Origin of the sequence: Microbacterium sp. 1154 (assembly GCF_031455375.1) — a bacterium.
Classification (GTDB): Bacteria; Actinomycetota; Actinomycetes; order Actinomycetales; family Microbacteriaceae; genus Microbacterium.
Genome location: NZ_JAVDSN010000001.1, coordinates 140,351 through 163,835, shown reverse-complemented (window position 1 = coordinate 163,835; position 23,485 = coordinate 140,351). Strand labels below are relative to the sequence as shown.

General features: G+C 70.2%; 19 protein-coding genes. 15 read left to right on the top strand and 4 right to left on the bottom strand.

Going from position 1 to position 23,485, the window contains the following annotated elements; all coding sequences use genetic code 11:
• Positions 1 to 78 precede the first annotated feature (78 nt).
• The 4 genes from J2X55_RS00660 to J2X55_RS00645 all read left to right on the top strand — a co-directional run bounded on the left by J2X55_RS00660 (position 79) and on the right by J2X55_RS00645 (position 4,897).
• Complete coding sequence (locus J2X55_RS00660) at positions 79 to 1,260, top strand: zinc-dependent alcohol dehydrogenase (protein ID WP_309821480.1); 1,182 nt, start codon at positions 79 to 81, stop codon at positions 1,258 to 1,260.
• A gap of 141 nt (positions 1,261 to 1,401) precedes the next feature.
• Positions 1,402 to 3,129 carry a circularly permuted type 2 ATP-grasp protein gene (locus J2X55_RS00655; protein ID WP_309821478.1) on the top strand — a complete coding sequence of 576 codons (1,728 nt, stop codon included), beginning with the start codon at positions 1,402 to 1,404 and terminating at the stop codon, positions 3,127 to 3,129.
• Positions 3,123 to 4,055 (top strand): alpha-E domain-containing protein, encoded by a 933-nt coding sequence (locus J2X55_RS00650; protein ID WP_115917012.1) that lies wholly within the window; start codon positions 3,123 to 3,125, stop codon positions 4,053 to 4,055. The genes J2X55_RS00655 and J2X55_RS00650 overlap by 7 nt, the downstream gene beginning before the upstream one ends.
• Positions 4,052 to 4,897: a transglutaminase family protein gene (locus J2X55_RS00645; protein ID WP_115917014.1), complete on the top strand. Its 846-nt coding sequence runs from the start codon at positions 4,052 to 4,054 to the stop codon at positions 4,895 to 4,897. The genes J2X55_RS00650 and J2X55_RS00645 overlap by 4 nt, the downstream gene beginning before the upstream one ends.
• Here J2X55_RS00645 and J2X55_RS00640 read toward each other — a convergent pair.
• Positions 4,881 to 5,528 carry a helix-turn-helix domain-containing protein gene (locus tag J2X55_RS00640; RefSeq protein ID WP_309821476.1) on the bottom strand — a complete coding sequence of 216 codons (648 nt, stop codon included), beginning with the start codon at positions 5,526 to 5,528 and terminating at the stop codon, positions 4,881 to 4,883. The two genes, J2X55_RS00645 and J2X55_RS00640, sit on opposite strands and share 17 nt — an antisense overlap.
• 72 nt (positions 5,529 to 5,600) lie before the next feature.
• On the opposite strand from J2X55_RS00640, the gene J2X55_RS00635 reads away from it, so the two are divergent.
• Positions 5,601 to 7,073, top strand: coding sequence for an MDR family MFS transporter (locus tag J2X55_RS00635; protein ID WP_309821474.1), 1,473 nt, complete (start codon positions 5,601 to 5,603; stop codon positions 7,071 to 7,073).
• A 124-nt stretch (positions 7,074 to 7,197) separates the two neighbouring features.
• On the opposite strand, the gene J2X55_RS00630 is transcribed toward J2X55_RS00635, so the two are convergent.
• On the bottom strand, positions 7,198 to 8,193 hold the full coding sequence (locus J2X55_RS00630; RefSeq protein ID WP_309821472.1) for a LacI family DNA-binding transcriptional regulator: 996 nt from the start codon (positions 8,191 to 8,193) through the stop codon (positions 7,198 to 7,200).
• Between the two features lie 141 nt (positions 8,194 to 8,334).
• Here J2X55_RS00630 and J2X55_RS00625 point away from each other — a divergent pair, with 141 nt between their 5' ends.
• The 6 genes from J2X55_RS00625 to J2X55_RS00600 all read left to right on the top strand — a co-directional run bounded on the left by J2X55_RS00625 (position 8,335) and on the right by J2X55_RS00600 (position 16,049).
• Entirely contained in the window at positions 8,335 to 8,715 is a 381-nt protein-coding gene (locus J2X55_RS00625) for an L-rhamnose mutarotase (protein WP_210111350.1), read from the top strand.
• Entirely contained in the window at positions 8,712 to 9,878 is a 1,167-nt protein-coding gene (gene rhaI / locus J2X55_RS00620) for an L-rhamnose isomerase (protein ID WP_309821470.1), read from the top strand. Before J2X55_RS00625 ends, rhaI begins: the two co-directional genes overlap by 4 nt.
• A 2-nt stretch (positions 9,879 to 9,880) precedes the next feature.
• On the top strand, positions 9,881 to 11,197 hold the full coding sequence (locus J2X55_RS00615) for an MFS transporter (protein WP_309821468.1): 1,317 nt from the start codon (positions 9,881 to 9,883) through the stop codon (positions 11,195 to 11,197).
• Between the two features lie 26 nt (positions 11,198 to 11,223).
• Entirely contained in the window at positions 11,224 to 13,260 is a 2,037-nt protein-coding gene (locus J2X55_RS00610; protein ID WP_309821466.1) for a bifunctional aldolase/short-chain dehydrogenase, read from the top strand.
• Positions 13,257 to 14,726, top strand: a complete 1,470-nt coding sequence (locus tag J2X55_RS00605) for a rhamnulokinase family protein (protein ID WP_309821464.1) — start codon at positions 13,257 to 13,259, stop codon at positions 14,724 to 14,726. Before J2X55_RS00610 ends, J2X55_RS00605 begins: the two co-directional genes overlap by 4 nt.
• A gap of 66 nt (positions 14,727 to 14,792) precedes the next feature.
• Positions 14,793 to 16,049, top strand: a complete 1,257-nt coding sequence (locus tag J2X55_RS00600) for an alpha-hydroxy acid oxidase (protein ID WP_210111345.1) — start codon at positions 14,793 to 14,795, stop codon at positions 16,047 to 16,049.
• Between the two features lie 193 nt (positions 16,050 to 16,242).
• On the opposite strand, the gene J2X55_RS00595 is transcribed toward J2X55_RS00600, so the two are convergent.
• Both J2X55_RS00595 and J2X55_RS00590 read right to left on the bottom strand, forming a co-directional pair.
• Positions 16,243 to 17,616: an MFS transporter gene (locus tag J2X55_RS00595; protein ID WP_309821461.1), complete on the bottom strand. Its 1,374-nt coding sequence runs from the start codon at positions 17,614 to 17,616 to the stop codon at positions 16,243 to 16,245.
• Complete coding sequence (locus J2X55_RS00590; protein ID WP_210111344.1) at positions 17,613 to 18,074, bottom strand: MarR family winged helix-turn-helix transcriptional regulator; 462 nt, start codon at positions 18,072 to 18,074, stop codon at positions 17,613 to 17,615. The genes J2X55_RS00595 and J2X55_RS00590 overlap by 4 nt, the downstream gene beginning before the upstream one ends.
• A 276-nt stretch (positions 18,075 to 18,350) precedes the next feature.
• Here J2X55_RS00590 and J2X55_RS00585 point away from each other — a divergent pair, with 276 nt between their 5' ends.
• The 4 genes from J2X55_RS00585 (at position 18,351) to J2X55_RS00570 (ending at position 23,172) form a co-directional block, all read left to right on the top strand.
• Positions 18,351 to 20,135, top strand: a complete 1,785-nt coding sequence (locus tag J2X55_RS00585; RefSeq protein WP_309821457.1) for a sigma-70 family RNA polymerase sigma factor — start codon at positions 18,351 to 18,353, stop codon at positions 20,133 to 20,135.
• A 211-nt stretch (positions 20,136 to 20,346) separates the two neighbouring features.
• Entirely contained in the window at positions 20,347 to 21,651 is a 1,305-nt protein-coding gene (locus J2X55_RS00580) for a hypothetical protein (protein ID WP_309821455.1), read from the top strand.
• 32 nt (positions 21,652 to 21,683) lie between these two features.
• Complete coding sequence (locus tag J2X55_RS00575; protein WP_309821454.1) at positions 21,684 to 22,289, top strand: class F sortase; 606 nt, start codon at positions 21,684 to 21,686, stop codon at positions 22,287 to 22,289.
• Between the two features lie 34 nt (positions 22,290 to 22,323).
• Positions 22,324 to 23,172, top strand: a complete 849-nt coding sequence (locus J2X55_RS00570; protein ID WP_115917041.1) for an alpha/beta fold hydrolase — start codon at positions 22,324 to 22,326, stop codon at positions 23,170 to 23,172.
• Positions 23,173 to 23,485: the final 313 nt, after the last annotated feature.

The following is a 23,485-nucleotide window of genomic DNA, read 5'->3' as shown; positions in this document are numbered from 1 at the left end:
GCGGGGGCTCGTCAACCGCCTGGGGCGCCGTGCACCCGCGCCGCAGACTGGACGCCCCCCGGAACGAGAGGCACCACCATGAAAGCACTGACCTGGCAGGGCAAGCGCAACGTGAGCGTCGAGGAGGTCCCCGACCCCGAGATCCTCGAGCCGACCGACGCGATCGTCAAGATCACCTCGACCGCCATCTGCGGCTCCGACCTGCACCTCTACGAGCTGTTCGGCCCCTTCATCGACAAGGGCGACGTTCTCGGACACGAGCCGATGGGCGTGGTCGTCGAGGTGGGATCGGCCGTGACGAACCTCGCTGTCGGCGACCGGATCGTCGTGCCGTTCAACATCTCGTGCGGCCACTGCTTCATGTGCCGCCGCGGTCTGCAGTCGCAGTGCGAGACGACGCAGGTGCGCGAGTACGGCAGCGGCGCGGCGCTCTTCGGCTACACGAAGCTGTACGGCCAGGTGCCGGGCGGTCAGGCGGAGTACCTGCGCGTTCCGCTGGCCGACTACAACCACATCCGCGTCGGAGACGACCTGCCCGACGACCGCTACCTGTTCCTCAGCGACATCGTCCCCACGGCCTGGCAGGGCGTGCAGTACGCGAACGTCCCCGAGGGCGGCACGCTCGCGGTGATGGGCCTCGGCCCGGTCGGGCAGTTCGCCGCGCGCATCGGCGTGCACCTGGGCTACCGCGTGCTCGCGATCGAACCCGAGCCCGAGCGCCGCGCGATGGCCGAGCGCCACGGCATCCTGACCTACGACCTGACCGACACCGTGGTCGACGAACTGGTCGACCTCACCGAGGGGCGCGGGGCGGACGGCGTGGTGGATGCCGTCGGCATGGAGGCCCACGGGAACGGCGGCATCCGGCTGGCGCAGAACGCCGTCGGCCTGCTCCCCGACGCCCTCGCGCAGAAGCTCATGGACAAGGCCGGGCTCGACCGTCTCGCGGCCGTGTACGCCTCGATCGACCTCGTGCGCCGCGGCGGCACCGTCTCGCTGAGCGGTGTCTACGCCGGAGAGGCCGACGTGCTGCCGATGAAGACGATGTTCGACAAGCAGATCAACCTTCGGATGGGGCAGTGCAACGTCAAACGGTGGATCGACGACCTGCTGCCGCTCGTCGAGGATCCCGCCGACCCGCTCGGGGTCATGGACCTCGTCACGCACCACGCTCCCCTCGAGGACGCCCCGGGCCTGTACGAGACCTTCCAGAAGAAGGAGGACGGCTGCATCAAGGTCGTCCTGCGCCCCGGCAGCTGAGCCGCGCCGCCTCCGCGTGAGGGGTCGAATTTCGTCGCCTGGAGCAGCGCCAGGCGACAGTTATCGGCCCCTCACGCCTGATCGGTGCGCCAGCGCGGGTGGGAAACGTGACCGCAACACGGTGCTGAGTAGAGTCGTCGCATGGGTGACCTGTTCGACGGTTACGGCTCCACGCTGGCGCCGCGCAAGACCGCTTCCGGCATTCCGGCGTTCGATGAGATGTTCGGCGTTCCGGCGAGTCCCGGAGAAGCCGCCCCCTCTCGCGAGGCGTACCGGGAGCTGTACCAGACGCTCGCGCAGATGACGCAGGAAGAGCTGCGCGGACGCACGGAGTCGCTCGCCAGTTCGTACCTCGCGCAGGGCGTGACCTTCGACTTCGCGGGCGAGGAGCGTCCCTTCCCCCTGGATGCCGTGCCCCGGGTCATCGCGTACGACGAGTGGTCGCGCATCGAGGCCGGCGTGAAGCAGCGCGTCAAAGCCCTCGAGGCGTTCCTGGACGACGCCTACGGCAGCCAGCACTGCGTCCGCGACGGCATCCTGCCCGCCGGTCTCATCTCGTCGTCGCAGTACTTCTACCGGCAGGCCGCGGGCATCCGCAGCGCCAACGGCGTGCGCATCCAGGTGTCGGGCATCGACCTCATCCGCGACGAGCACGGCGAGATGCGCGTGCTCGAAGACAACGTGCGGGTGCCCTCGGGCGTCTCGTACGTCATCTCGAACCGCCGCGTCATGGCGCAGACGCTGCCCGAGCTGTTCGTGTCGATGCGGGTGCGCCCCGTCGGCGACTACCCGAACAAGTTGCTCGCCGCCCTCCGCGCCTCGGCCCCGCCCGGGATCGACGACCCGAACATCGTCGTGCTCACCCCGGGCGTCTACAACTCGGCGTACTTCGAGCACACCCTGCTCGCGCGCCTCATGGGCGTCGAGCTCGTCGAGGGCCGTGACCTGCTGTGCATCGGCGGCAAGGTGTTCATGCGCACCACGCGCGGCCCGCAGCGCGTCGACGTCATCTACCGCCGCGTCGACGACGACTTCCTCGACCCGCTGCAGTTCCGCGCCGACTCGATGCTCGGTGCGCCCGGGCTCATGCTCGCCGCGCGCCTGGGCAACGTCACGATCGCCAACGCCGTGGGCAACGGCGTCGCCGACGACAAGCTGCTCTACACGTATGTGCCCGACCTGATCCGGTACTACCTCGCCGAGGAGCCGATTCTCAAGAACGTCGACACCTGGCGGCTCGAGGATCCCGGTGCTCTCGAGGAGGTGCTCGACCGCCTCCCCGAACTCGTGGTGAAGCCGGTCGACGGCTCGGGTGGCAAGGGGCTCGTGGTGGGGCCCGACGCCTCGCCCGCCGAGCTCGACGCCCTCCGCAAGCGGCTGAAGGCCGACCCGCGCGGGTGGATCGCCCAGCCCGTCGTCATGCTCTCGACCATCCCGACCCTCGTCGAAGACGGCATGCGCCCGCGCCACGCCGACCTGCGCCCCTTCGCGGTGAACGACGGAGACGACATCTGGGTCCTGCCCGGGGGACTCACCCGCGTCGCGCTCCCCGAGGGGCAGCTGGTGGTCAACTCCAGCCAGGGCGGCGGCTCGAAGGACACCTGGATCGTCGGTGGTTCCGCCCCCTCCCACGTGGAGTACGGGCAGGGCAACGGCGTCTCGGGCCTCGTCGCCGATCAGGCCGCCGTGACCGAGTCGATCCCGATCATCTACGACGGTCAGCCCGCTCCCTCGACCTCTCCGCGCGACCCGCGACCCGGCTCGGCCTCCGGCAAAGAGCAGCAGGAGCAGCAGCAGCAGGATGCCACGGTGCAGCACGGTCCGCAGGCCGAGCAGCAGCAGCAGTCGAGGGAGGTGCCCGAATGTTGAGCCGCATCGCCGAGTCGCTGTTCTGGATCGGCCGCTACATCGAGCGCAGCGACGGAACCGCCCGCATCCTCGACGTGCATCTGCAGCTGCTGCTCGAGGACCCGTGGATCGACGAGGACACGGCATGCCGGTCGCTGTTGAGCGTCATGGGGTCCGCCTGGCCCGAGAACGTCGACTCCGTGCGACGCGACGACGTGCTCGCCCGTCTCGCGGTCGACCGTATGAACCCCTCGAGCATCGCCTATTCGCTCACCGCGGCGCGGGAGAACGCCCGCCGTGCGCGTGAGATCGTCTCGACCGAGCTGTGGGAGATCCTCAACACCACGAACGCCCGGATGCCGCGTCGTCTGCAGACCGACAAGGTGCACGAGTTCTTCCAGTGGGTGCGCGAGCGCGCGGCCCTGGCGATCGGCATCGTCGACTCGTCGACGAACCGCGACGAGGCGTGGCAGTTCTTCACCCTGGGGCGCAGTATCGAGCGCACCGACATGACCGCGCGCCTCTTGGCGACCCGCTCGCTCACCGAGGTGTCGGGTCCGTCGTGGACGACGATCCTCCGTTCATGCGGTGCGTACGAGGCGTACCTGCGCACGTACCGGGGCATGCCGAGCGCGCGCAACGCCGCCGAGTTCCTCCTGCTCGACCGTCTCTTCCCGCGCTCGATCATCTACTCGATCCAGCGCGCCGAGGACTGCATGAGCGCGATCGACCCGCGCGCCGATCGCGTCGGCCATTCCAACACCGTGCTCAGGGCCCTCGGTCAGATTCGCAACGATCTCGAGTACCGTCCGGTCAGCGACATCCTGGCGGAGCTGCCCGAGCACATGCAGCGCGTACAGACGGTGACGCGCGAGGCATCGGAGGCGATCCGCTCGCGGTTCTTCCCGACGCAGGCCGAGCCGAGCTGGATCGGGGAGATCTCATGAAACGCCTTCGCATCGAGCACCAGACCGGGTTCGTCTACCCGGGGGATGTCGTCGCCTCGTACAACGAGGCACGCATGCTGCCGCACTCGACCGACAGTCAGTTCGTGCTGAGTTCGTCGCTCGACATCGAGCCCTCGACCTCGGTCAATCAGTACGTCGACTACTTCGGCACGCGTGTCGCAGCCTTCGACGTGCTGTCGCCGCACGCGGCGCTGACGATCACGGCGCGCTCGCTCGTCGAGGTGCGCCCGCGCCCCATCGAGCACGCCGACATCACGTGGGAGCAGCTGGCCGCCGAGGCCGCTCGCTCGATCACGACCGTCGAGCAGCTCACCCAGACCCGTCGGACGACCCCGCACCCCGAGGTCGCCGAGCTCGCCCGCTCGATCGCGTCGCAGCACGATCGGCCGGGGCCCGCGGCGCACGCGATCGCCGAGGCGATCGGCGACGCGATCGACTACATGCAGGGCGTCACCGGTGTGCACTCGACGGCGGTCGACGCCTGGGAGGCCCGCAAGGGCGTGTGCCAGGACATCGCGCACATCGCGATCGGGGCGCTGCGCGAGGTCGGCATCCCGGCCCGCTACGTCTCGGGGTATCTGCACCCGAGACCGTCGGCCGAGGTCGGCGAGGCGGTGACGGGCGAGTCGCACGCGTGGGTCGAGTGGTTCGCCGGCGACTGGCAGGGGTTCGACCCCACCAACAACATCGAGATCGGCGACCGGCACGTGCTCGTGGGTCGCGGTCGCGACTACAACGACGTCCCCCCGCTGCGCGGTGTCTACGCCGGCCCCGGCAAGAGCAACCTGAAGGTCAAGGTCACGATCACGCGCGAGACCTGAGCGCCGGGCCGGGGGCGGATGCCGCGGCGCCCAGCAATCGCTGGACGTCGCCGTGCAGGGTGAGCAGGTCGGCGGTCTCGCCACGGTCGGCGCAGCGCGCCCACTCGTCGAGGGCGGTGCGCATCTCGAGGGCCGCGAGGCCGATCGCGGCTCGCACGGGGAGTTCGCCGAGGCCGACGCGAGCAGCGACGTCGGGAACGAAGCGGTCGGACGAGGTCGACTCCCGGCGGATGGCTGTGCCCAGCAGGGACGGCTCATGGCCGATCAGGCGGCGCACGCGAAGGAAACGTTCGCGCGCTCGCGCGTCGGCGTTGAGGCGGCCGAGCTCGAGAGCGAAGACCTCCCGCAGGGCCCGGGTGAGGGCGGCGATGTCGTCACCGTCGGATCCGACCTCGGCCAGGGCCGAGACGAAGCGCTCGTCGTCGATGAAGACGGCGTCTTCTTTCGTGCCCGCCAGGCGGAAGAACGTGCGCGCCGACACCCCGGCACGGGCGGCGATCTCGTCGACCGTGGTGCGGGCGACGCCCTTCTCCTCGAACAGGTCGAGGGCCGCCTCGCAGATCTCGAGGGTCGTCTCGCGTCGGCGACGTTCGCGTAGTCCCTCGCCGACGGGTGCCGCTGCGGTCTCCATGTCGGCTACAGTAGTCCATGTCTTATTGGCAGTAACTGCCAACTTGTCCCGCTCTGCTTAGATTGGTCGCTCGTGGTCGCCACCGGAACCGTTCCCACCGTCAGCCCGCCCGCAAAGGCCGCCAGCCGCCCGGGCGCCGTCATCGCCCTGCTCGTCATCGCCGCTTTCGTCGTGATCCTCAACGAGACGATCATGGGTGTGGCCCTGCCCGAGCTCATGCGCGAGCTCGACATCACCGCGGCCACCGCGCAGTGGCTCACCACGGCGTTCCTGCTCACCATGGCCGTCGTGATCCCCGCCACGGGCTACCTGATCCAGCGCTTCCCGCTTCGCGCCCTGTTCTTCACCGCGATGGGGCTGTTCACCCTCGGCACGATCGTCGCGGCCTCGGCCCCCGGCTTCGGCGTCCTGCTCATCGGTCGTATCGTGCAGGCGTCGGGGACGGCGATCATGATCCCGCTGCTGTTCACGACGGTCCTCAACGTCGTGCCCGCGCACCGCCGCGGACGCATGATGGGCCTCATCTCGATCGTCATCTCGGTCGCACCCGCCGTCGGTCCCACGGTCTCGGGCCTGATCCTCTCGGTCTTCCCCTGGCGGGCCATGTTCATCGTCATGGTTCCGATCGCCCTCATCGCGATCGCGCTCGGTGCCCGCTGGGTGCAGAACCTCACCGAGACGCGTCGCGTCACCCTCGACGTGCTGTCGGTCGTCCTCTCGGCGCTTGCGTTCGGCGGCATCATCTTCGGCTTGTCGAGCATCGGCGAGGCGGCCGGCGGCCACGCCCTCGTGCCGATCTGGATCCCGCTCGTGATCGGCGTCGCGTCGCTCGCCGTCTTCGTCGTCCGTCAGCTCCGTCTCGGGTCGACCGACCGGGTGCTGCTGAACCTCGCGGTGTTCCGGCACTCGACGTTCACCGTGGCCGTGGTGCTGGTGGTGGTCGCGATGACGATGCTCTTCGGTGTGCTGATCCTGCTGCCGCTGTACGTCCAGAACGTGCTCGGACTCGGCACCCTGCCCACGGGGCTGATGCTGCTGCCCGGTGGCCTGCTGATGGGGCTGATGGCTCCCCTCGTCGGCAACCTCTTCGACCGCTTCGGCGCCCGTCCCCTCGTGCTGTCCGGCGCGATCGTCGCGAGCGTCGCCCTGTGGGGCTTCGCGACGCTGGATGCCTCGACGTCGATCGGCTTCGTCATCGCGGTGCACTGCGTGCTGAGTCTGGGTCTGGCGTTCATGTTCACCCCGCTCATGACCTCGGCCCTGGGCTCGCTTCCGCGCCACCTCTACCCGCACGGTTCGGCGATCGTCTCGACCGTTCAGCAGCTGGCCGGAGCCGCGGGCACCGCGGTGTTCGTCACGCTCATGACGGTCGGCGCCGCGGCGGCCGCGACCGGTGAGGGAGTCTCGATGGTGGATGCCACGGCCTCCGGCATCCACACCGCCTTCTTCGTCGCGGCGTGCCTGTCGTTGGCGGTCATCGTGCTCGCGGCCTTCGTGCGGACGCCGAAGCAGGCCGATGGCGTCGAGGGAATACCGGCGCACTGACGCGCGGACGACGCGTCAGGAGCCGGTCGAGGGGTGACGCGGGCCACGGCGGGGCCTGCCTCGTGGAGGGGCTGATCACGCGTCCGCCGATGGCCGACCCCGGGGCCGTCGGCCGGGTCTGGGTTCAGGCTCCGGTCGATGCCCGGGCGACGAGCTCGGGTCGGTAGCGCACGGTGCGCGGTGCGGCGGGCGGGTCGGCGCTGTTCTCCAGGAGCAGATCGACCGCCGTCGCGCCGATCGCGTGCGCGGGCTGGCGGATGGATGACAGCGGCACCACCGTCGCCTGGGCGAAGTCGATGTCGTCGTAGCCGATGAGGGCGAGATCGGCGGGCACGCGGATCGAGCCGAGGATCGTCGCGCCCTGGAGCACGCCGACGGCGAGGAGGTCGTTGGCGCAGAACGCGGCATCCGGTCGGTCGGCTTCGGCGCGCGCGGCGAACTGCTCGCCGACGGCGCGACCCGCGAGTACCGTCAGCGCCGGCGTCGGCATGACCTCGAGGTGGGCGCCGGGCACCTCGGCGAGGGCCCGTCGTGCGCCGGCAAGGCGGTCGGCCACCTGCCGTACGGACAGCGGTCCGCCAATGAACGCGATGCGGCGTCGTCCCTGGGCGAGCAGATGCTGCACGGCGAGGTAGCCGCCCTCGACATCGTCGACGGCAACGGCGGGGACGCGGGCATCGGGCAGCTCCCCGTCGACGAGAACGAGCGGGATGCCCGCGGATGCGAGGGCCCGTGAGGCGAGGTCGCTGGGGGTGAGGAGCACTCCGCGCACGCGCTGCTCGCGGAAGAGGTCCAGGTAGGCGCTCTCGCGAGTGCCGTTGTGGCCGCTGTTGCCGAGCAGGACGGTCATGCCGTGTTCCGCCGCGCGGTCCTCGGCGCCGCGGGCGACGTCGGCGAAGAACGGGTTCGCGCTGTCGAGCACGATGAGGCCGATGGAGCGGCTGTTGCCCGCCCGGAGCTGCCGCGCGGCGTCGTTGCGGACGAAGCCGAGATCGTCGATCGCCTCGTGCACGCGTTCGACCGTCGAGGGCGCGACTTTCTCGGGGCGATTGAGCACGTTGGACACCGTGCCGACCGAGACGCCGGCGGCCGCGGCGACGTCTTTGATGCTCGGCGCCATCGGTGCTCCCCCCGGTTGTTGACGAACGCGTCCGACCAGGTTACTCTCTGAAACGATTCACCGATTGGAACGATTCAACATCGAATCGTCGCCGGGCGACGTCTGCCCTCTCCGATCCGTGAACGACCACGAAGGAGTGACATGACAGACCGCGTTGCCTTCACGCTGCGCGTCCGACCCGATCTCGCCGATGCGTACGTCGCGCGGCACAGCCCCGTGCGTACCGAGATGCTCGCCGAGATCGCCGCGGCGGGACGCCGCAACTACTCGCTGTTCCTCGATCGCGGCACCAGCACGCTGTTCGGTTACTACGAGACCGACGACGATGCCGCCGCGCAGGCCTATCTCGCCGCGTCCCCGATCGCCGCGGCGTGGGAGGCCGAGATGGCCCCGTTCTTCGCCGATCTCGACGGTCGACCCGACCAGGCCGCCACGCCCCTCACCGAAGTGTTCCACCTCGCCGATCAGCTCGCGGACGCCGGGTCTCCGGCATCCGCCCCGACCGAAAGCACCCGCTCATGACGACGCTGTCACCCGACATCCTCGCGACCCTCGAGAAGCAGGCCATCGAGCTGCCCTCGTGGGCGTTCGGCAACTCCGGAACGCGCTTCCGCGTGTTCCCCACCCCCGGCACCCCGCGAGACGCCTTCGAGAAGATCGCCGATGCCGCCGAGGTCCACCGCCTGACCGGGCTCGCGCCGAGCGTGGCCCTGCACATCCCGTGGGACCTCGTCGACGACTTCGGCGTCCTCCGCCGTCACGCCGAAGACCTGGGGGTCCGCCTCGGCACCATCAACTCCAACACCTTCCAGGACGAGGACTACAAGTTCGGCGCCCTCACCCACCACGACGAGAGCATTCGCCGCAAGGCGATCGAGCACCACCTCGCCTGCATCGACGTGATGGATGCCACGGGCTCGCGCGATCTGAAGATCTGGCTCGCCGAGGGGTCGAACTACCCCGGTCAGAACGACATGCGCGATCGCCAGGACCGTCTGAACGACTCCCTGCGCCAGATCTACGCGCGCCTCGGCGACGACCAGCGCCTCGTGCTGGAGTACAAGTTCTTCGAGCCGTCGTTCTACCACACCGATGTCCCCGACTGGGGAACGTCGTACGTGCAGGTGGCTTCGCTCGGCGACAAGGCCATGGTCTGCCTCGACACCGGGCATCACGCGCCGGGGACGAACATCGAGTTCATCGTCATGCAGCTGCTGCGGCTCGGAAAGCTCGGCTCGTTCGACTTCAATTCACGCTTCTACGCCGACGACGACCTCATCGTCGGGGCGGCAGATCCGTTCCAGCTCTTCCGCATCCTCGTCGAGGTCGTGCGCGGCGGCGGCCTGAACAACCCCGAGGTCGCCTTCATGCTCGACCAGTGTCACAACATCGAGGCCAAGATCCCCGGGCAGATCCGCTCGGTGCTGAACGTGCAGGAGATGACCGCTCGCGCGCTGCTGCTCGACCGCGACGCGCTCGCCGCGGCTCAGCAGGAGAACGACGTGCTCACCGCGAACGCGATCTTCATGGACGCGTTCTCGACCGACGTGCGTCCCGCCCTCGCCGAGTGGCGGGAGTCGCGGGGCCTGCCCGCCGACCCGATGGCGGCCTACGCGGCCTCCGACTACCAGACCCGTATCGCCGCCGACCGCGTCGGCGGCACCCAGGCCGGATGGGGAGCCTGATCATGACCACGACCACCACGAAGCGCCCGCTGTCGGCGTGGAAGGCCACGATCGCCGTGGCCATGTCGAACTACATCGAGGCCGGGGCCATCATCGCCCTCGCCACGAGCCTCACCCTGTGGCAGGAGTCGTTCGGCTTCAGCGACGGCGTCGTCGGCGTGATCGCCGCGCTGTCCGCCAACGCCTTCGGTTCGGCGATCGGCGCCGCGATCGGCGGCCCCCTCTGCGACCGTCTCGGCCGCAAGTTCATCTACACCTACGACCTCATCGTGTTCATGGTGGGTGCCCTTCTGGTCGCCTTCTCGGCCAACGTCGCCATGCTCCTGGCCGGGGTCATCCTCATGGGCATCGCGGTCGGCGCCGGGGTGCCGGCATCCTGGACCTACATCGCCGAGGAAGCGCCCAGCGAGCACCGCGCGGCCCACGTCGGCACCGCACAGCTGGCGTGGTCGATCGGCCCGGCCGTCGGGTTCCTGCTCGCCGTCGTGGTGGGCCCGCTGGGCCTGTGGGGCTCGCGCCTGATCTTCCTGCACCTGTTCGTCATCGCCGCGGTCACGTGGTGGGTGCGCCGGGGCCTGCCCGAGTCGCGCCGCTGGAAGGAGCAGCGGGCGGCTGCGACCAGCGCGGGGGAGCGGATCTCGTTCTTCAGCGGGCTCGCGGGGCTCCTGCGCGAGCGCAAGAACTGGACGGCGCTGCTGTTCCTGCTCGGCGTCTACGGCCTGTGGAACACCGTGGCCGGTCAAGCGGGCATCTTCCAGCCGCGTGTCTACGACGCCTCGGGGCTGCACGACCCGGTGCAGCAGAACCTCCTGCAGGTGCTCGTGTGGACCCTCACCGCGGCCGCCACGTACTTCGGCTTCATGCGCTACGGCGACCGCGTCAGCCGCCGTTGGCTCTACTTCGGCGGAGCCGCACTCGGGGTTGTCGCGTGGGCCGTGCTCATCTACGCCCCGCCGGGCCTGGGCTCGCTGCTGTTCTTCGCGGTCGCGTGGGGTGTCTCGGCGGGTCTCGGTGCCCAGGCGTTCTACGGCCTGTGGACGGCGGAGCTGTTCGCCACCCGGTACCGCGCCAGCGCCCAGGGCGTTCTCTTCATGCTCGCCCGCGTGATGGTGGGCCTGCTGAGCCTGGTGTTCCCGATCCTGCTCGCCCAGACCGGGCTGGCCGTGCTGGGGCTCATCATCCTGGCGCTGCTGGTGGCGGCGCTCGTCATCGGCACCGTGTGGGCGCCGAGAACCGAGGGCAAGTCGCTCGAAGAGATCGAGCAGGAGCGGTACGGCGCGAACGTGCCCCTGTCGACGCCCGTGCCCCCGAACCTCTGATCGCTCTCTTCCAGGAGGACACTTCCATGACCCGTTCCACCGCCGCCGACCTCGTCGCGCGCAGCAACCGCCTCGGCTCCGACCCGAAGGTCACCAACTACGCCGGGGGCAACACCTCCGCCAAGGGCACCGACATCGACCCCGTCACCGGCCAGCCGGTCGAGCTGCTGTGGGTCAAGGGCTCCGGGGGCGACCTCGGCACCCTCACCGAGAAGGGCCTCGCGGTGCTGCGCCTGGACCGCATGCGCGCGCTCGTCGACGTGTACCCCGGCATCGAGCGCGAAGACGAGATGGTCGCTGCCTTCGACTACTGCCTGCACGGCAAGGGGGGCGCCGCCCCCTCGATCGACACCGCGATGCACGGACTCGTGGATGCCGCGCACGTCGACCACCTGCACCCCGACGCGGGCATCGCGATCGCCACCGCGGCCGACGGCGAGGAGCTGACGTCCACGATCTTCGGCGACAAGGTCGTGTGGGTGCCGTGGCGTCGCCCCGGCTTCCAGCTGGGTCTCGACATCGCAGCGATCAAGGAGCAGAACCCGCAGGCGATCGGCACGATCCTCGGCGGTCACGGGATCACGGCGTGGGGCGACACCTCTGAAGAGGCCGAGCGTCACAGCCTCTGGATCATCGACACCGCGCAGGCCTACATCGACGCGCACGGGGCGGCCGAGCCCTTCGGCGGGGTGCGCGACGGGTTCGCCGCGCTCCCCGAGGCCGAGCGCCGGGCCAAGGCGGCAGCCCTCGCCCCGACGATCCGCGGGCTCGCCTCGACCGACAAGCCCATGGTCGGCCACTACACCGACTCCTCGGCGGTGCTCGACTTCCTGGCATCCGAGAAGGCCCCCGCTCTCGCCGCTCTCGGCACGAGCTGCCCCGATCACTTCCTGCGCACCAAGGTCAAGCCGCTAATCCTCGACCTGCCCGCCGATGCGTCGGTCGAGGCGTCGATCGCGCGCCTGAAAGAGCTGCACGTCGCGTACCGCGAGGACTACCAGGCGTACTACGACGCGCACGCGGATGCCTCCTCGCCCGCCATCCGCGGGGCGGACCCGCTCATCGTGCTCGTACCGGGCGTGGGCATGTTCTCGTACGGCGCCAACAAGCAGACGGCGCGGGTGGCGGGGGAGTTCTACGTCAACGCCATCAACGTCATGCGGGGAGCCGAGGCCCTGTCGACGTACTCTCCGATCTCGGATGCCGAGAAGTTCCGCATCGAGTACTGGGCGCTCGAAGAGGCGAAGCTGCAGCGCATGCCGAAGCCCAAGACGCACCAGGGCCGGATCGCGTTCGTCACGGGGGCGGCATCCGGGATCGGCAAGGCCATCGCCACCCGCCTCGCCGCGGAAGGCGCGTGCGTCGTCGTCGCCGACCTCGACCTCGAGAAGGCCCAGGCCGCCGCGGCGGAGCTCGGCGGCACCGACGTCGCGATCGGCGTGGCGGCGAACGTCGCAGACGCCGAGGGCGTGCAGGCCGCGATCGACGCCACGGTTCTGGCCTTCGGCGGCGTCGACCTCGTCGTCAACAACGCAGGGCTCTCGCTGTCGAAGTCGCTGCTGGAGACCACCGAGAAGGACTGGGACCTTCAGCACGACGTCATGGCGAAGGGCTCGTTCCTCGTGTCGAAGGCGGCGGCCCAGGCCCTCATCGCGCAGAAGATGGGTGGAGACGTCATCTACATCTCGTCGAAGAACTCCGTCTTCGCCGGCCCCAACAACATCGCGTACTCGGCCACCAAGGCCGACCAGGCGCACCAGGTGAGACTGCTCGCGGTCGAGCTCGGAGAGCACGGCGTGCGGGTCAACGGCATCAACCCCGACGGCGTCGTGCGCGGTTCGGGCATCTTCGCCGCGGGCTGGGGCGCCAACCGCGCCGCCACCTACGGCGTCGACGAGAAGGACCTCGGTCAGTTCTACGCCAACCGCACCATCCTCAAGCGCGAGGTCGTGCCCGAGAACGTCGCCGACGCGGTGTACGTGCTCACCGGTCCCGAGCTCTCGCGCACGACCGGCCTGCACATCCCCGTCGATTCGGGCGTCGCCGCGGCGTTCCTGCGATGAGCGGTGCCGGGTCGGCCGGGCCCGTCGATGCCGCGCCGGCCCCGGTCGGGGTCGACACGGCGTGGGCGGCCGGGCCCGTCCGCGCCGTCGCGGCCGTCGACCTCGGCGCGACCAGCGGCCGGGTGATGATCGGCCGCGTCGGTGAGGGAGTGCTCGAGCTCGAGCAGGTCGCGCGCTTTCCGAACGGACCCGTCGAGCGCGAAGACGGCTGGCACTGGGACATCGAAGCGCTCTGGGGTCACGTGCGCGCGGGCCTCGCCGAGGCGCTGCGCCGCGAGCCCGCGATCGAGAGCGTCGGCATCGACTCGTGGGCGGTCGACTACGGGCTGCTGCGCGACGGCGAACTCGTCGCGGAGCCGTTCCACTACCGCGACGAGCGCAGCGCGCGCGGGGTGGATGCCGTGCACGCCGTCGTTCCCTTCGAAGAGCTGTACCGCCGCAACGGTCTGCAGTTCCTGCCGTTCAACACGGTGTACCAGTACGCCGCGGACGCGCGACTCGCGGCTGCCGAGTCGAGCCTGCTGATCCCCGACCTCTTCGCCGAGCGCCTGACGGGTCGCCGCGTCGCCGAGCGCACGAACGCGTCGACGACGGGTCTGCTCGACGTCCACACGGGGGAGTGGGACGCCGCGCTCGCCGGAGCGCTGGGCCTGCCGGCATCCGTACTCCCCCCGCTCGTCGACCCCGGTGAGACCGTGGGCCTCGCCGCCGACCTCGACGCGCTTCCGGTGGTCGCGGTCGGCTCGCACGACACCGCCTCGGCCGTGGTCGCGGTGCCGATGTCGTCGGCGAACGCGGCCTACATCTCGTGCGGCACGTGGGGGCTGGTGGGTCTCGAGCTCGAGGAGCCCATCGTGACGGATGCCGCCCGCCGGGCGAACTTCACCAACGAGGGCGGTGTCGATGGGCGCATCCGGTTCTTGCACAACGTCACCGGCCTGTGGCTGCTGAGCGAGACCGTGCGCGCGTGGTCGGAGGTCGACGGTGTGCCCGTCGACCTCGGGGAGCTGCTCTCCGCCGCGGGCTCGGTCCCGACGCCGGACCGGCTGTTCGACGCCGATGACCCCTCGCTTGCGGCGCCCGGTGACATGCCGACGCGCATCGCCGCCCTGCTCGGGATCGACGTCCCCGCTCGCTCTGAGCGCCCGCTGTTCGCGCGGATCATCGTCGAGAGCATCGCCCAGGCGTTCGCGACGACGCTGCGCACCGCGGCGGCCCTCGCGGATCGCGAGATCGACGTCGTGCATCTCGTCGGCGGCGGGGCCCTGAACACCCTGCTGTGCCAGGCGACCGCTGATCGTTCGGGGCTGCCGGTGCTGGCCGGGCCCGTCGAGGCGACGGCGCTCGGCAACGTGCTCGTGCAGGCCCGGGCTCTCGGCGCCTTCGGTCCGGATGCCCCGCTTGCCGATCTCCGCGCGCTCGTGGCCGCGGCCTTTCCGCCGCGGCGTTTCGAACCCCGTTCCTGAAACCCCTTCCCGCCCGCGCGATGCGGGCGTACGATGTGGTCAGACCACATGAAAGAGAGATTTCCCATGGTCCAGCGACAGCTCCCCAAGGTCGGCGAGCTCCTCGAGCTCATGCAGTTCAAGAAGCCCGAACTCGACGCGCGCAAGCGCCGCCTCGACGCGGCGCTGACCATCGCCGACCTCCGGACCATCGCCAAGAGGCGCACCCCTAAGGCCGCCTTCGACTACACCGACGGCGCCGCCGAGGGCGAGCTCTCGCTCGATCGCGCCCGTCGCGCGTTCGAGGACGTCGAGTTCCACCCCGACATCCTGCGCCCCGCCGCCGACGTCGACACCTCGTGCGAGATCCTCGGCGGCCCCTCCGCGCTGCCCTTCGGCATCGCGCCCACGGGTTTCACGCGTCTCATGCAGACAGAGGGCGAGACGGCGGGCGCCTCCGCGGCGGCAGCCGCCGGCATCCCGTTCACCCTCTCGACCCTCGGCACCACTTCGATCGAAGACGTGAAGGCCGCGAACCCGGTCGGTCGCAACTGGTTCCAGCTGTACGTGATGCGCCAGCGCGACATCTCGTACGGCCTCGTCGAGCGAGCCGCCCGGGCGGGGTTCGACACTCTCATGTTCACCGTCGACACCCCCATCGCCGGGGCGCGCCTGCGCGACAAGCGCAACGGGTTCTCGATCCCGCCGCAGCTGACCGTCGGCACGATCGTCAATGCGATCCCGCGGCCGTGGTGGTGGATCGACTTCCTGACCACGCCGAAGCTCGAGTTCGCCTCGCTGAGCACCACGGGCGGAACCGTCGGCGAGCTGCTGAACGCCGCGATGGATCCCACGATCAGCTACGACGACCTCGAGGTCATCCGGGCGATGTGGCCGGGCAAGATCGTCGTCAAGGGCGTGCAGAACGTCCAAGATGCCGCGCGTCTGGTCGACCTCGGCGTCGACGGCATCGTGCTGTCCAACCATGGCGGCCGCCAGCTCGATCGCGCGCCCATCCCCTTCCACCTGCTGCCGAAGGTCGTGCGCGAGGTCGGAAAAGACGCCACGGTCATGGTCGACACCGGCATTATGAACGGCGCCGACATCGTGGCATCCGTCGCTCTGGGGGCGAAGTTCACGCTGATCGGCCGGGCCTACCTCTACGGCCTCATGGCCGGTGGGCGCCAGGGCGTCGACCGCACGATCGCGATCCTGCGCAGCGAGATCGAACGGACCATGACCCTGTTGGGCGTCTCGTCGCTGGACGAGCTCGAACCGAGGCACGTGACGCAGCTGACGCGGCTCGTGCCGGTGGCCGACGCGGGGGTCGACGCGCGGGTGTGACGCCGGGGTCGTGAGCGCACACCCTCCGGTGGTTCGGGGCGGGTGCGACGGAGATCCTGCGGATCATCGAGGTGGCGTCGGGCTGCGGGCGGGGCCGGACGACGCGGAACCTCCGCGATCCGCGCACCCTCGGGTCGTTCGGGGCGAGGTCGACGGAGGTTGTGCGGAACGCTGAGGCTGAGCCGTCGCCCGATCAGCCGCCGTGGCGAGGTCGGGGCGTTACGCGAGGCGAGCGCTCCCCGGGTGGAAGGGGGATCGGCGTCGTGCCGGCGACCTCGTCGCTGAAGTCCTCGGGTTCGGGCGCGATCGTCGTGATCGGACGCGTCTCGTCGAGCGTGAGGCGGAAGCGCTTGGTCTCGTGGCGGTGCAGGCGGCCCGACATCGCCGTCCAGGTCGCTCCGATGCCGCACGCGATGACGGCCACGATCGCGGCCAGGCCGATCGCCACGCGCGGGCCGAACTCCGCCGCCACCGCGCCGACGATCGGGGCGCCCACCGGCGTGCCACCGAGGAGGATCGCCATGTACAGCGCCAGCACGCGACCGCGCAGCACGGGATCGGTCGTGGTCTGCACGTAGCCGTTCGCGGTCGTCAGGGTCGTGACGACGCAGAAGCCGGTCAGCACCAGCGTGGCCGCATAGGCCCCGTAGCTGGGGGCGAGGACCGAGAGGGCGGATGCCACGGCGAAACCGCCGGAGCCGAGGATGACCACCCGCATCCGCGCGCGCTCGCGCCGCGCCGCCAGCAGGGCGCCGGCGAGGGAGCCGATGGCGACGAAGGAACTCAGGAGGCCGAACCCGTCGGCACCGCGGCCGAACTCGAGCGCCATCGTGGACGCGAAGATCGGGAAGTTCATGCCGAACGCCCCGAGCAGGAACACCATGACGAAGATGACCACGAGATCGGGACGCCGGGCCACGTAGCGGAAGCCGTCGGCCAGACGCGCGGGACCACCGCGGCGGTGGCGGGCGACGAGTTCGTGCGGGCGCATGACGAACAGGGCGCCGAGCATCGCCAGGAAGGTGAAGGCGTTGACCAGGAAGACCCAGCCGGTGCCGACGAGCACGATCATGACGCCGGCGGCGGCCGGGCCGATGAGACGCGCCATGTTGAACGACGCGGCATTGAGGGCGACCGCGTTCGACGCGTTCTCCTGCGAGACGAGGTCGGAGACGAAGGCCTGGCGCGCCGGGTTGTCGAAGGCCGTGACGACTCCGAGCGCGAGCGCGAAGCCGAACATCAACGGCAGGGTCATCGCTCCGCTCAGCAGCAGGATACCCAGGGACACGGCCAACAGCAGCAGGGCGCTCTGGGTGCACATGATGAGCTTGCGGCGGTCGAACCGGTCGGCGACCCACCCGGTGACGCTCACCAGCAGCAGCGGGGGCGCGAACTGCAGGGCCATGGTGACGCCCATGGCGGCGGCGTCGTTGTTCGTGAGCTGGGTGAGCACGACCCAGTTCTGGGCCGTGGACTGCATCCAGGCGCCGACGTTCGAGACGAGGGCTCCGATGAACCAGACGCGGTAGTTGAAGATCGACAGCGACCGGAACATCGACGTGCTCATCTGTCTGCGACCTTCCTCATGATCGTGGTGGCGCGGGCCAGCACCTGTCGTTCTTCGGGGGAGAGCTCGGCGAGGGCCTCCTCGACGAAGGCGTCCCGGCGTCGGACCGTCTCGTCGACGATCCGGCGACCGAGGTCGGTGAGATCGATGGTCACGCGGCGGCGATCGATCTCGTCGGGAATGCGCGTCAGGTAGCCCGCCTCCTCGAGCTGCGACACCGTGCGATTCATCGACGGAGCCGTGACGCGCTCACGGTCGGCCAACTGGCCGAGGGTGTGCGCTCCGTGCACCGTCAGCGCGGCGAGGACAGCGAACTGACCGTCGCTCATGGTGTCGATGGCGCGCTGCGCCCGGAGGCGTCGCGCGAGACGGAATGTCGCCATGCGCAGCTCGGATGCTGCGGCGCTGTGGTCGGAATTCAGGTCGGGAAGGGGGGATTCGTCGACGCGATCGTTCATATTCCTGTGAGCAGGATATCTCATTAGCCTTGCTAAGGGAATGGGGATGCCGGGAAGCGGCGTCACGCTCGTGGTGCGCATCGGAACGGATCATCGTCGTCCCTCACGCCACCCGCGTCCCCCGCGGCGGCGAAAATTTCACCCGCACATTCACCCATCAGGTGAATTTCGTTATCGTGAACGTTCGGCGGCCGGAAGTCCTCCCGTGCCGGTTCGGAGGGGTGACGCTCTGCACCGCGGGGGGCTGCCGCGAATGGGTGGCAGGGGGGGGAGCGCATGTCGGTATCGGAAACGAGCGACCGGGCGCTCATCGCTCGGATCCGTCGGGGAGACGACGAAGCCGTCGCTCTGCTGTGGCGTCGGCACCACAAGCCCGTCACCAAGCTGGCAGCGGTGGTGTCGTCTCCATCGATGGCGGACGACCTCACGTCGGAGGCGTTCGAGCGCACCATGCTCGCGCTGCGTGGGGGCTCCGGGCCCGAAGAGCTCATGCGGCCCTATCTGTACACGGTCGTGCGCAACCTCGCATCGCGGGAGCATCGTCGCGGACAGCGCTTCGCCGATGCCGTGGAGCTCGACTCCCTCGACGAAGCGACGACCGAGAGCGACCCCGCGGCGATGTTCGCGACCCGTCTCGGTGAGTCGCTGCTCGGGCGGGCGTTCCGCACCTTGCCGGAGCGCTGGCAGACAGTGCTCTGGTACGTCGACGTCGAGCGCCTCCCGCCACGCCGGGTCGCCCCTCTGCTCGGGCTCTCGCCGCACGCGACGTCGGCGCTGGTCTACCGGGCGCGCCGCTCGTTGCGCGCGGCCTGGATGCAAGCCCACCTCGAACTCGAGGGACGCCCCGACGACTGCCGCCGCGCACTCGCCGTCTTCGGTGCCGTCGAAGAGGGAACCGCCTCGGCCCGGGATCGTCGGTCGTTCGAGGATCATGTGTCCACGTGCCCCTGGTGCCCGCCGCTCGTCGAGGAGGTTCGCTCGGTCGCGCGCGTGTTGCCGGCTCTGCTTCTGCTCATCGGGGGACTGTCCGCCACGGCGGCGGTCGGGTGGGGCGCGCGTCCTGTGCCCGAAGCGAAGACAGTTCCCGGGGAGCGGAGAACGACCCCGGGGCGGTCGCTCGTCGTCGCCGCGTCGATCGTCGCCCTTGTCGGGGCGGGGGCGGGTGCGGGGTTCGCCGTGACGGCGTCCTTCGGCTCGTCCGCGAGCTCCGTCGCCGACGACGGCGTGACGACGGAGGGGGCGAACCCCACGGCCGCTCCACCGGTCATCCCCGACGACGCATCGATCCCGGAGAACGTCGTCGGGCCGGCCACCGACCCGGACGACACCGTCGTGATCGCCGAGCCCGATCAGTCCCTCCCCGTTCCGTCACCGGTGGCGCCGGAACCATCGGCCCCCGTCGCGCCGCTGGCTCCGCAGGAAGACGGATCATCGACCGTGGAGTCGTCGTCGGAAGAGCCTTCCCCCTCGGACGCATCCGAGACGGAGGCCGCCCTCGCCCCCGAGGCTCCAACGCTGAACGACGAGTGGGATCCCGCGGCGACCGTCGCGCCGCTCATCGAGGGTCGTGCAGCACCGGGGACGCGCGTGCGCATCTGGCCCGAGGGGCGCCCCGAGGTCGCTGTCGAGACGGAGGTGCCGGCATCCGGAGCATGGTCGATGCGGATCGAGGATCTGCGCCCCACGGATGTCGCGGTGGCGGCCCTCGCAATCGATCCGCAGGGGAGGCGTTCGCCGACCGTGTCGTCTGCGCCCTTCGCGTTCGTTCCTCTCGTCGAGGCGCCCACGGAGGGAACAGCGGCGGGGGTCGATCCCGTCGCCCTCCGCGTTCGCGGGTGGGCCTCGAGCCGGCTGGTGGTCCGTCTCGATGGTCGGGAACTGGCGCGCGACCTGGAGATCCCGGCATCCGGAGTTCTCGATCGACGCATCGGGCGTTCGACGGCGTCGGGGCTCATCGGTCTCGCCCCGGGAATGCACGAGCTCGAGGTCGCCTACCAGCGGCTCGACGCAAGCGCCGCGGGCACGACGCGGGTGACGTTCACGGTCTCGCCCGTCGGCTGAGCGACACCGTCAGGCGCGGATGGTGCGCAACTCCGTCTGCCGGCACCCTGCGATGACGGGGTGCTGTCGCGGCGCGATGACGCGGTGACGGGCCGTCTCGAGAAACTTCGGTTGTATCGCGTGATGAAACACGTCGGGCCGTCTCTCTCAGGGGAAGCCGTACCGTTCGAGACGGTGCGGGAGTTGAGACCAGTCCTGCATTGGAGTCATCGTGACCTCATTCCCCTTGCTCGTGAGACCGCGCACCTGGGCGCGCGTGTCGTTGGCCGCATTGGCCGCTCTCGGCATCGCCGGTGCCTCGTTCACCTTGCCGGCCCCCGCGTCGGGAGCCACGGTCGAGCGAGCCACCACGGCATCGATCGACTCTCTGGACTTCACCAGTGAGACAGTGGCGTCGGGATCGTCGGCCGAGATCCGCGGTACCTGGTCGTTGCCCGACCACCCGACCGTTCCCGCGGGGTTCACGCTGGCCCTGCCCCCGGAGCTCGCCGGCCGGTCGGACGGATTCCCGCTGCTCGATCCTCAGGGGGCGGTCATGGGGCGATGCGTCGTCGACGCGTCGACCCTGGAGTGCACGTTCGCTGCGGACTACCTGACGGCGCACCCCGAGAACCTGCACGGCACGTTCTATTTCTGGGTGACGGTGCGCAACGAGCCCGGCGGGGGAGGGCTCGTCACCTACGACGTCGGCGGCCATACCCTCGCCATCGATGTGCAGCCGTCGCCCGATCCGGGTACGGGCACCGGCCCCGGGGTGTGCACCGAGAACTGCGCCTTCCCCGGGCGCGGCGCGGGGAAGTGGGGTATGTACGACGCCGCCGCCGGCACCATCGTCTGGGTCGTACAGATCGGTTCGGGTCGTGACGGGTTGTCGGGGGGAGAGGTCGTCACCGTGACCGACGTGCTCGCCGAGAACCAAGAACTCCTCGCCGAGTTGAACGGCGTGCGCTACGCCGAGCTCTGGTCGTCTCCTCGCCTGGTCACCGGTGCCGACGGTCGGGAATCACCCGGCGCCTGGGCACCCGTCGACCGTTCGACGTACGCCGCGACCGATCGCACCGTGACGTTCACGGCGCAGGCCGGGCATTACTACGACGTGCGCTTCGCCGCTCGGGTCACCGATCAGGGAGTCGCGGGACGCTACGAGAACCGCGCCGAGATCAGCATCGCGGGCGCGAGCGACACCGCCGTGACCGGTCAGGTCGTGCGCCACGGGGGCGGGGGGACGGGCGGAGGGCAGGCACCTGCGCCGAGTGCATCGCCCACGCCGGTGCCGAGCGCGACGCCGGTGTCGAGCGCGACGCCCACGCCGATCCCCGCGCCCACGCCGATCGCCACGCCGACCCCGTCGGTGGTCGCGGCGCCCGCTCCCCTCGGCCTCTCGGCCCACACCGGGGGCACCGTGACCACGGAGTCGCGGCTGACGGGTCTGCTGGTGTTCGCCGGCCTGACCGCGCTGTTGGCCGCGATCGTCCTCGCCGTCCTGCTCACGTTCCGGTCGCGGGGACGCCGGTGAAGCCGCGTCGCCGAGGTCATCGGTGGGCAGTCGTGGGCATCCTCGCGTGCACGGGCGTCGTCGCCGTCGTCGCCGGGAGCCTCGTCGGCTCGGGGACCGATGCCTCGGCGACGCCGCGCGATCTCGAGGGAGCCGCGGTCGCGTTCGAGCCGGGGACGAGCCCACCCCCGACATCGCGGTCGCGGGCCGTCGATGACGAGGGGATGCGGCTGCGCGCGGCTTCGCACGGACTCGACGTCGCCCTCGGGTCGCTGGACTCGGTCGACGGCGAGGTCACTCCGCCGGGATTCACCTCGGCGTACGTCGTGCGCGATCGGAGCGTGGCGTGGGATGACGCGTCGACCGGCACCGTGGTGGTGGCCATGCACGCCCTGTCGGGCGGATCCGCCCCGGGGAACGCGTTCACCGACCCGATCTCCGGCGAGACGACGGTTGGGGCGGGCGACCTCATCGACGTCGCGACGACGAGGTACACGGTGACGCAGGTGCGCCGTGTCCCCAAACCCGATCTGGCCTTCGACGAAGACCTGTGGACCCCGGCGGCTGGGCGGCTCATCGTGATCACGTGCGTCCCGCGCGAGGGGGCCGCGGCGCGGGACAACCTCGTGGTCGTCGCGCGGGTGACGCCGACGCCCTAGCGTCACCGGAGCGGCACCGCCCTAGACTCCCCCCATGCCCGAGTTCGTCGACGCCTATGGCATCCCGATCGTCTACGACGTGTACGAAGCGACCGGGCCGCGGGCGGTGGTGCAGCTGCTGCACGGCGTGGGGGAGCACGCGGGGCGGTACGGCGCTCTGATCGAGGCGCTCGTCGACGCGGGGTACACGGTCTACGCCGACGATCACCGGGGTCACGGCCGGACGGGTCTGCGCCAATGGGACGGTGACCACCGCAAGCTCGGCCGGCTCGGGCCCGGCGGGCTCCGCGCCGCCCGTGACGCCGTCTGGACGCTCACGCAGCGCATCCGCGAGGAGCACCCCGCGCTTCCGCTGGTGCTGCTCGGTCACTCCTGGGGCTCGTTCCTCGCGCAGATGCTGCTGGATCGGCATCCCGAGGCCTTCGACGCCGTCGTGATGACCGGCTCGGCCCTGCGGGTGCCCGGGTCGCTGAACGCCGGCGACCTGAACGCCCCGTGGAAGCACCTCCGCGGCTCCGGCATGCAGTGGCTGTCGAGCGACGAGCAGGTGGGTATCGACTTCGTCGCCGATGCGCTCACGACCTCCACGCCGCTCGCGCGGCTGTTCGGGCCCATCGACACGGCGAGGCTCCTCGGTCGACCGCGACGCGACCTCGAGCGCGACGTGCCGCTCCTGCTCATGGTCGGTCGCGACGACACCGTCGGTGGACCGCGCAGCGTGCACAAGCTCGCGGACGCCTACACGCGTCGCTCCGGACTGCGCGATGTCACGACCCTCGTGTACCCGGGCGCCCGGCACGAGCTCTTCGCCGAGAGGTGCCAGGCCGAGGTGCGGGCCGATCTGCTGGCCTGGCTCGACCGACGGATGCCGTTGCGCCGCTGACCCGGATGGCGCCCGCCGCTCTTCGTCGCGGCGTTTCTATGTTCGTGCGTGGACAAACGTGTGCGTCATGTCACACTAAAGCAACATGTGCGAACAGGTATGAACACGCCGTGACCCAAGCGTTACCTCCCGCGAATTGACCCCGCGGCCGCGAGCGGCCAAGCTGAAGCGGTCGATGACGGCGCAGGACGCCGCAAACGGGCCCCTGGGTCCCTCAATGCCGAGGAAAGCGCACACGGACGTGACGATGACTAACTCACAAGTGGTAACAGATTCAAACAAAACAAACAGGTCGAGGCAGCCGCGCACTCGC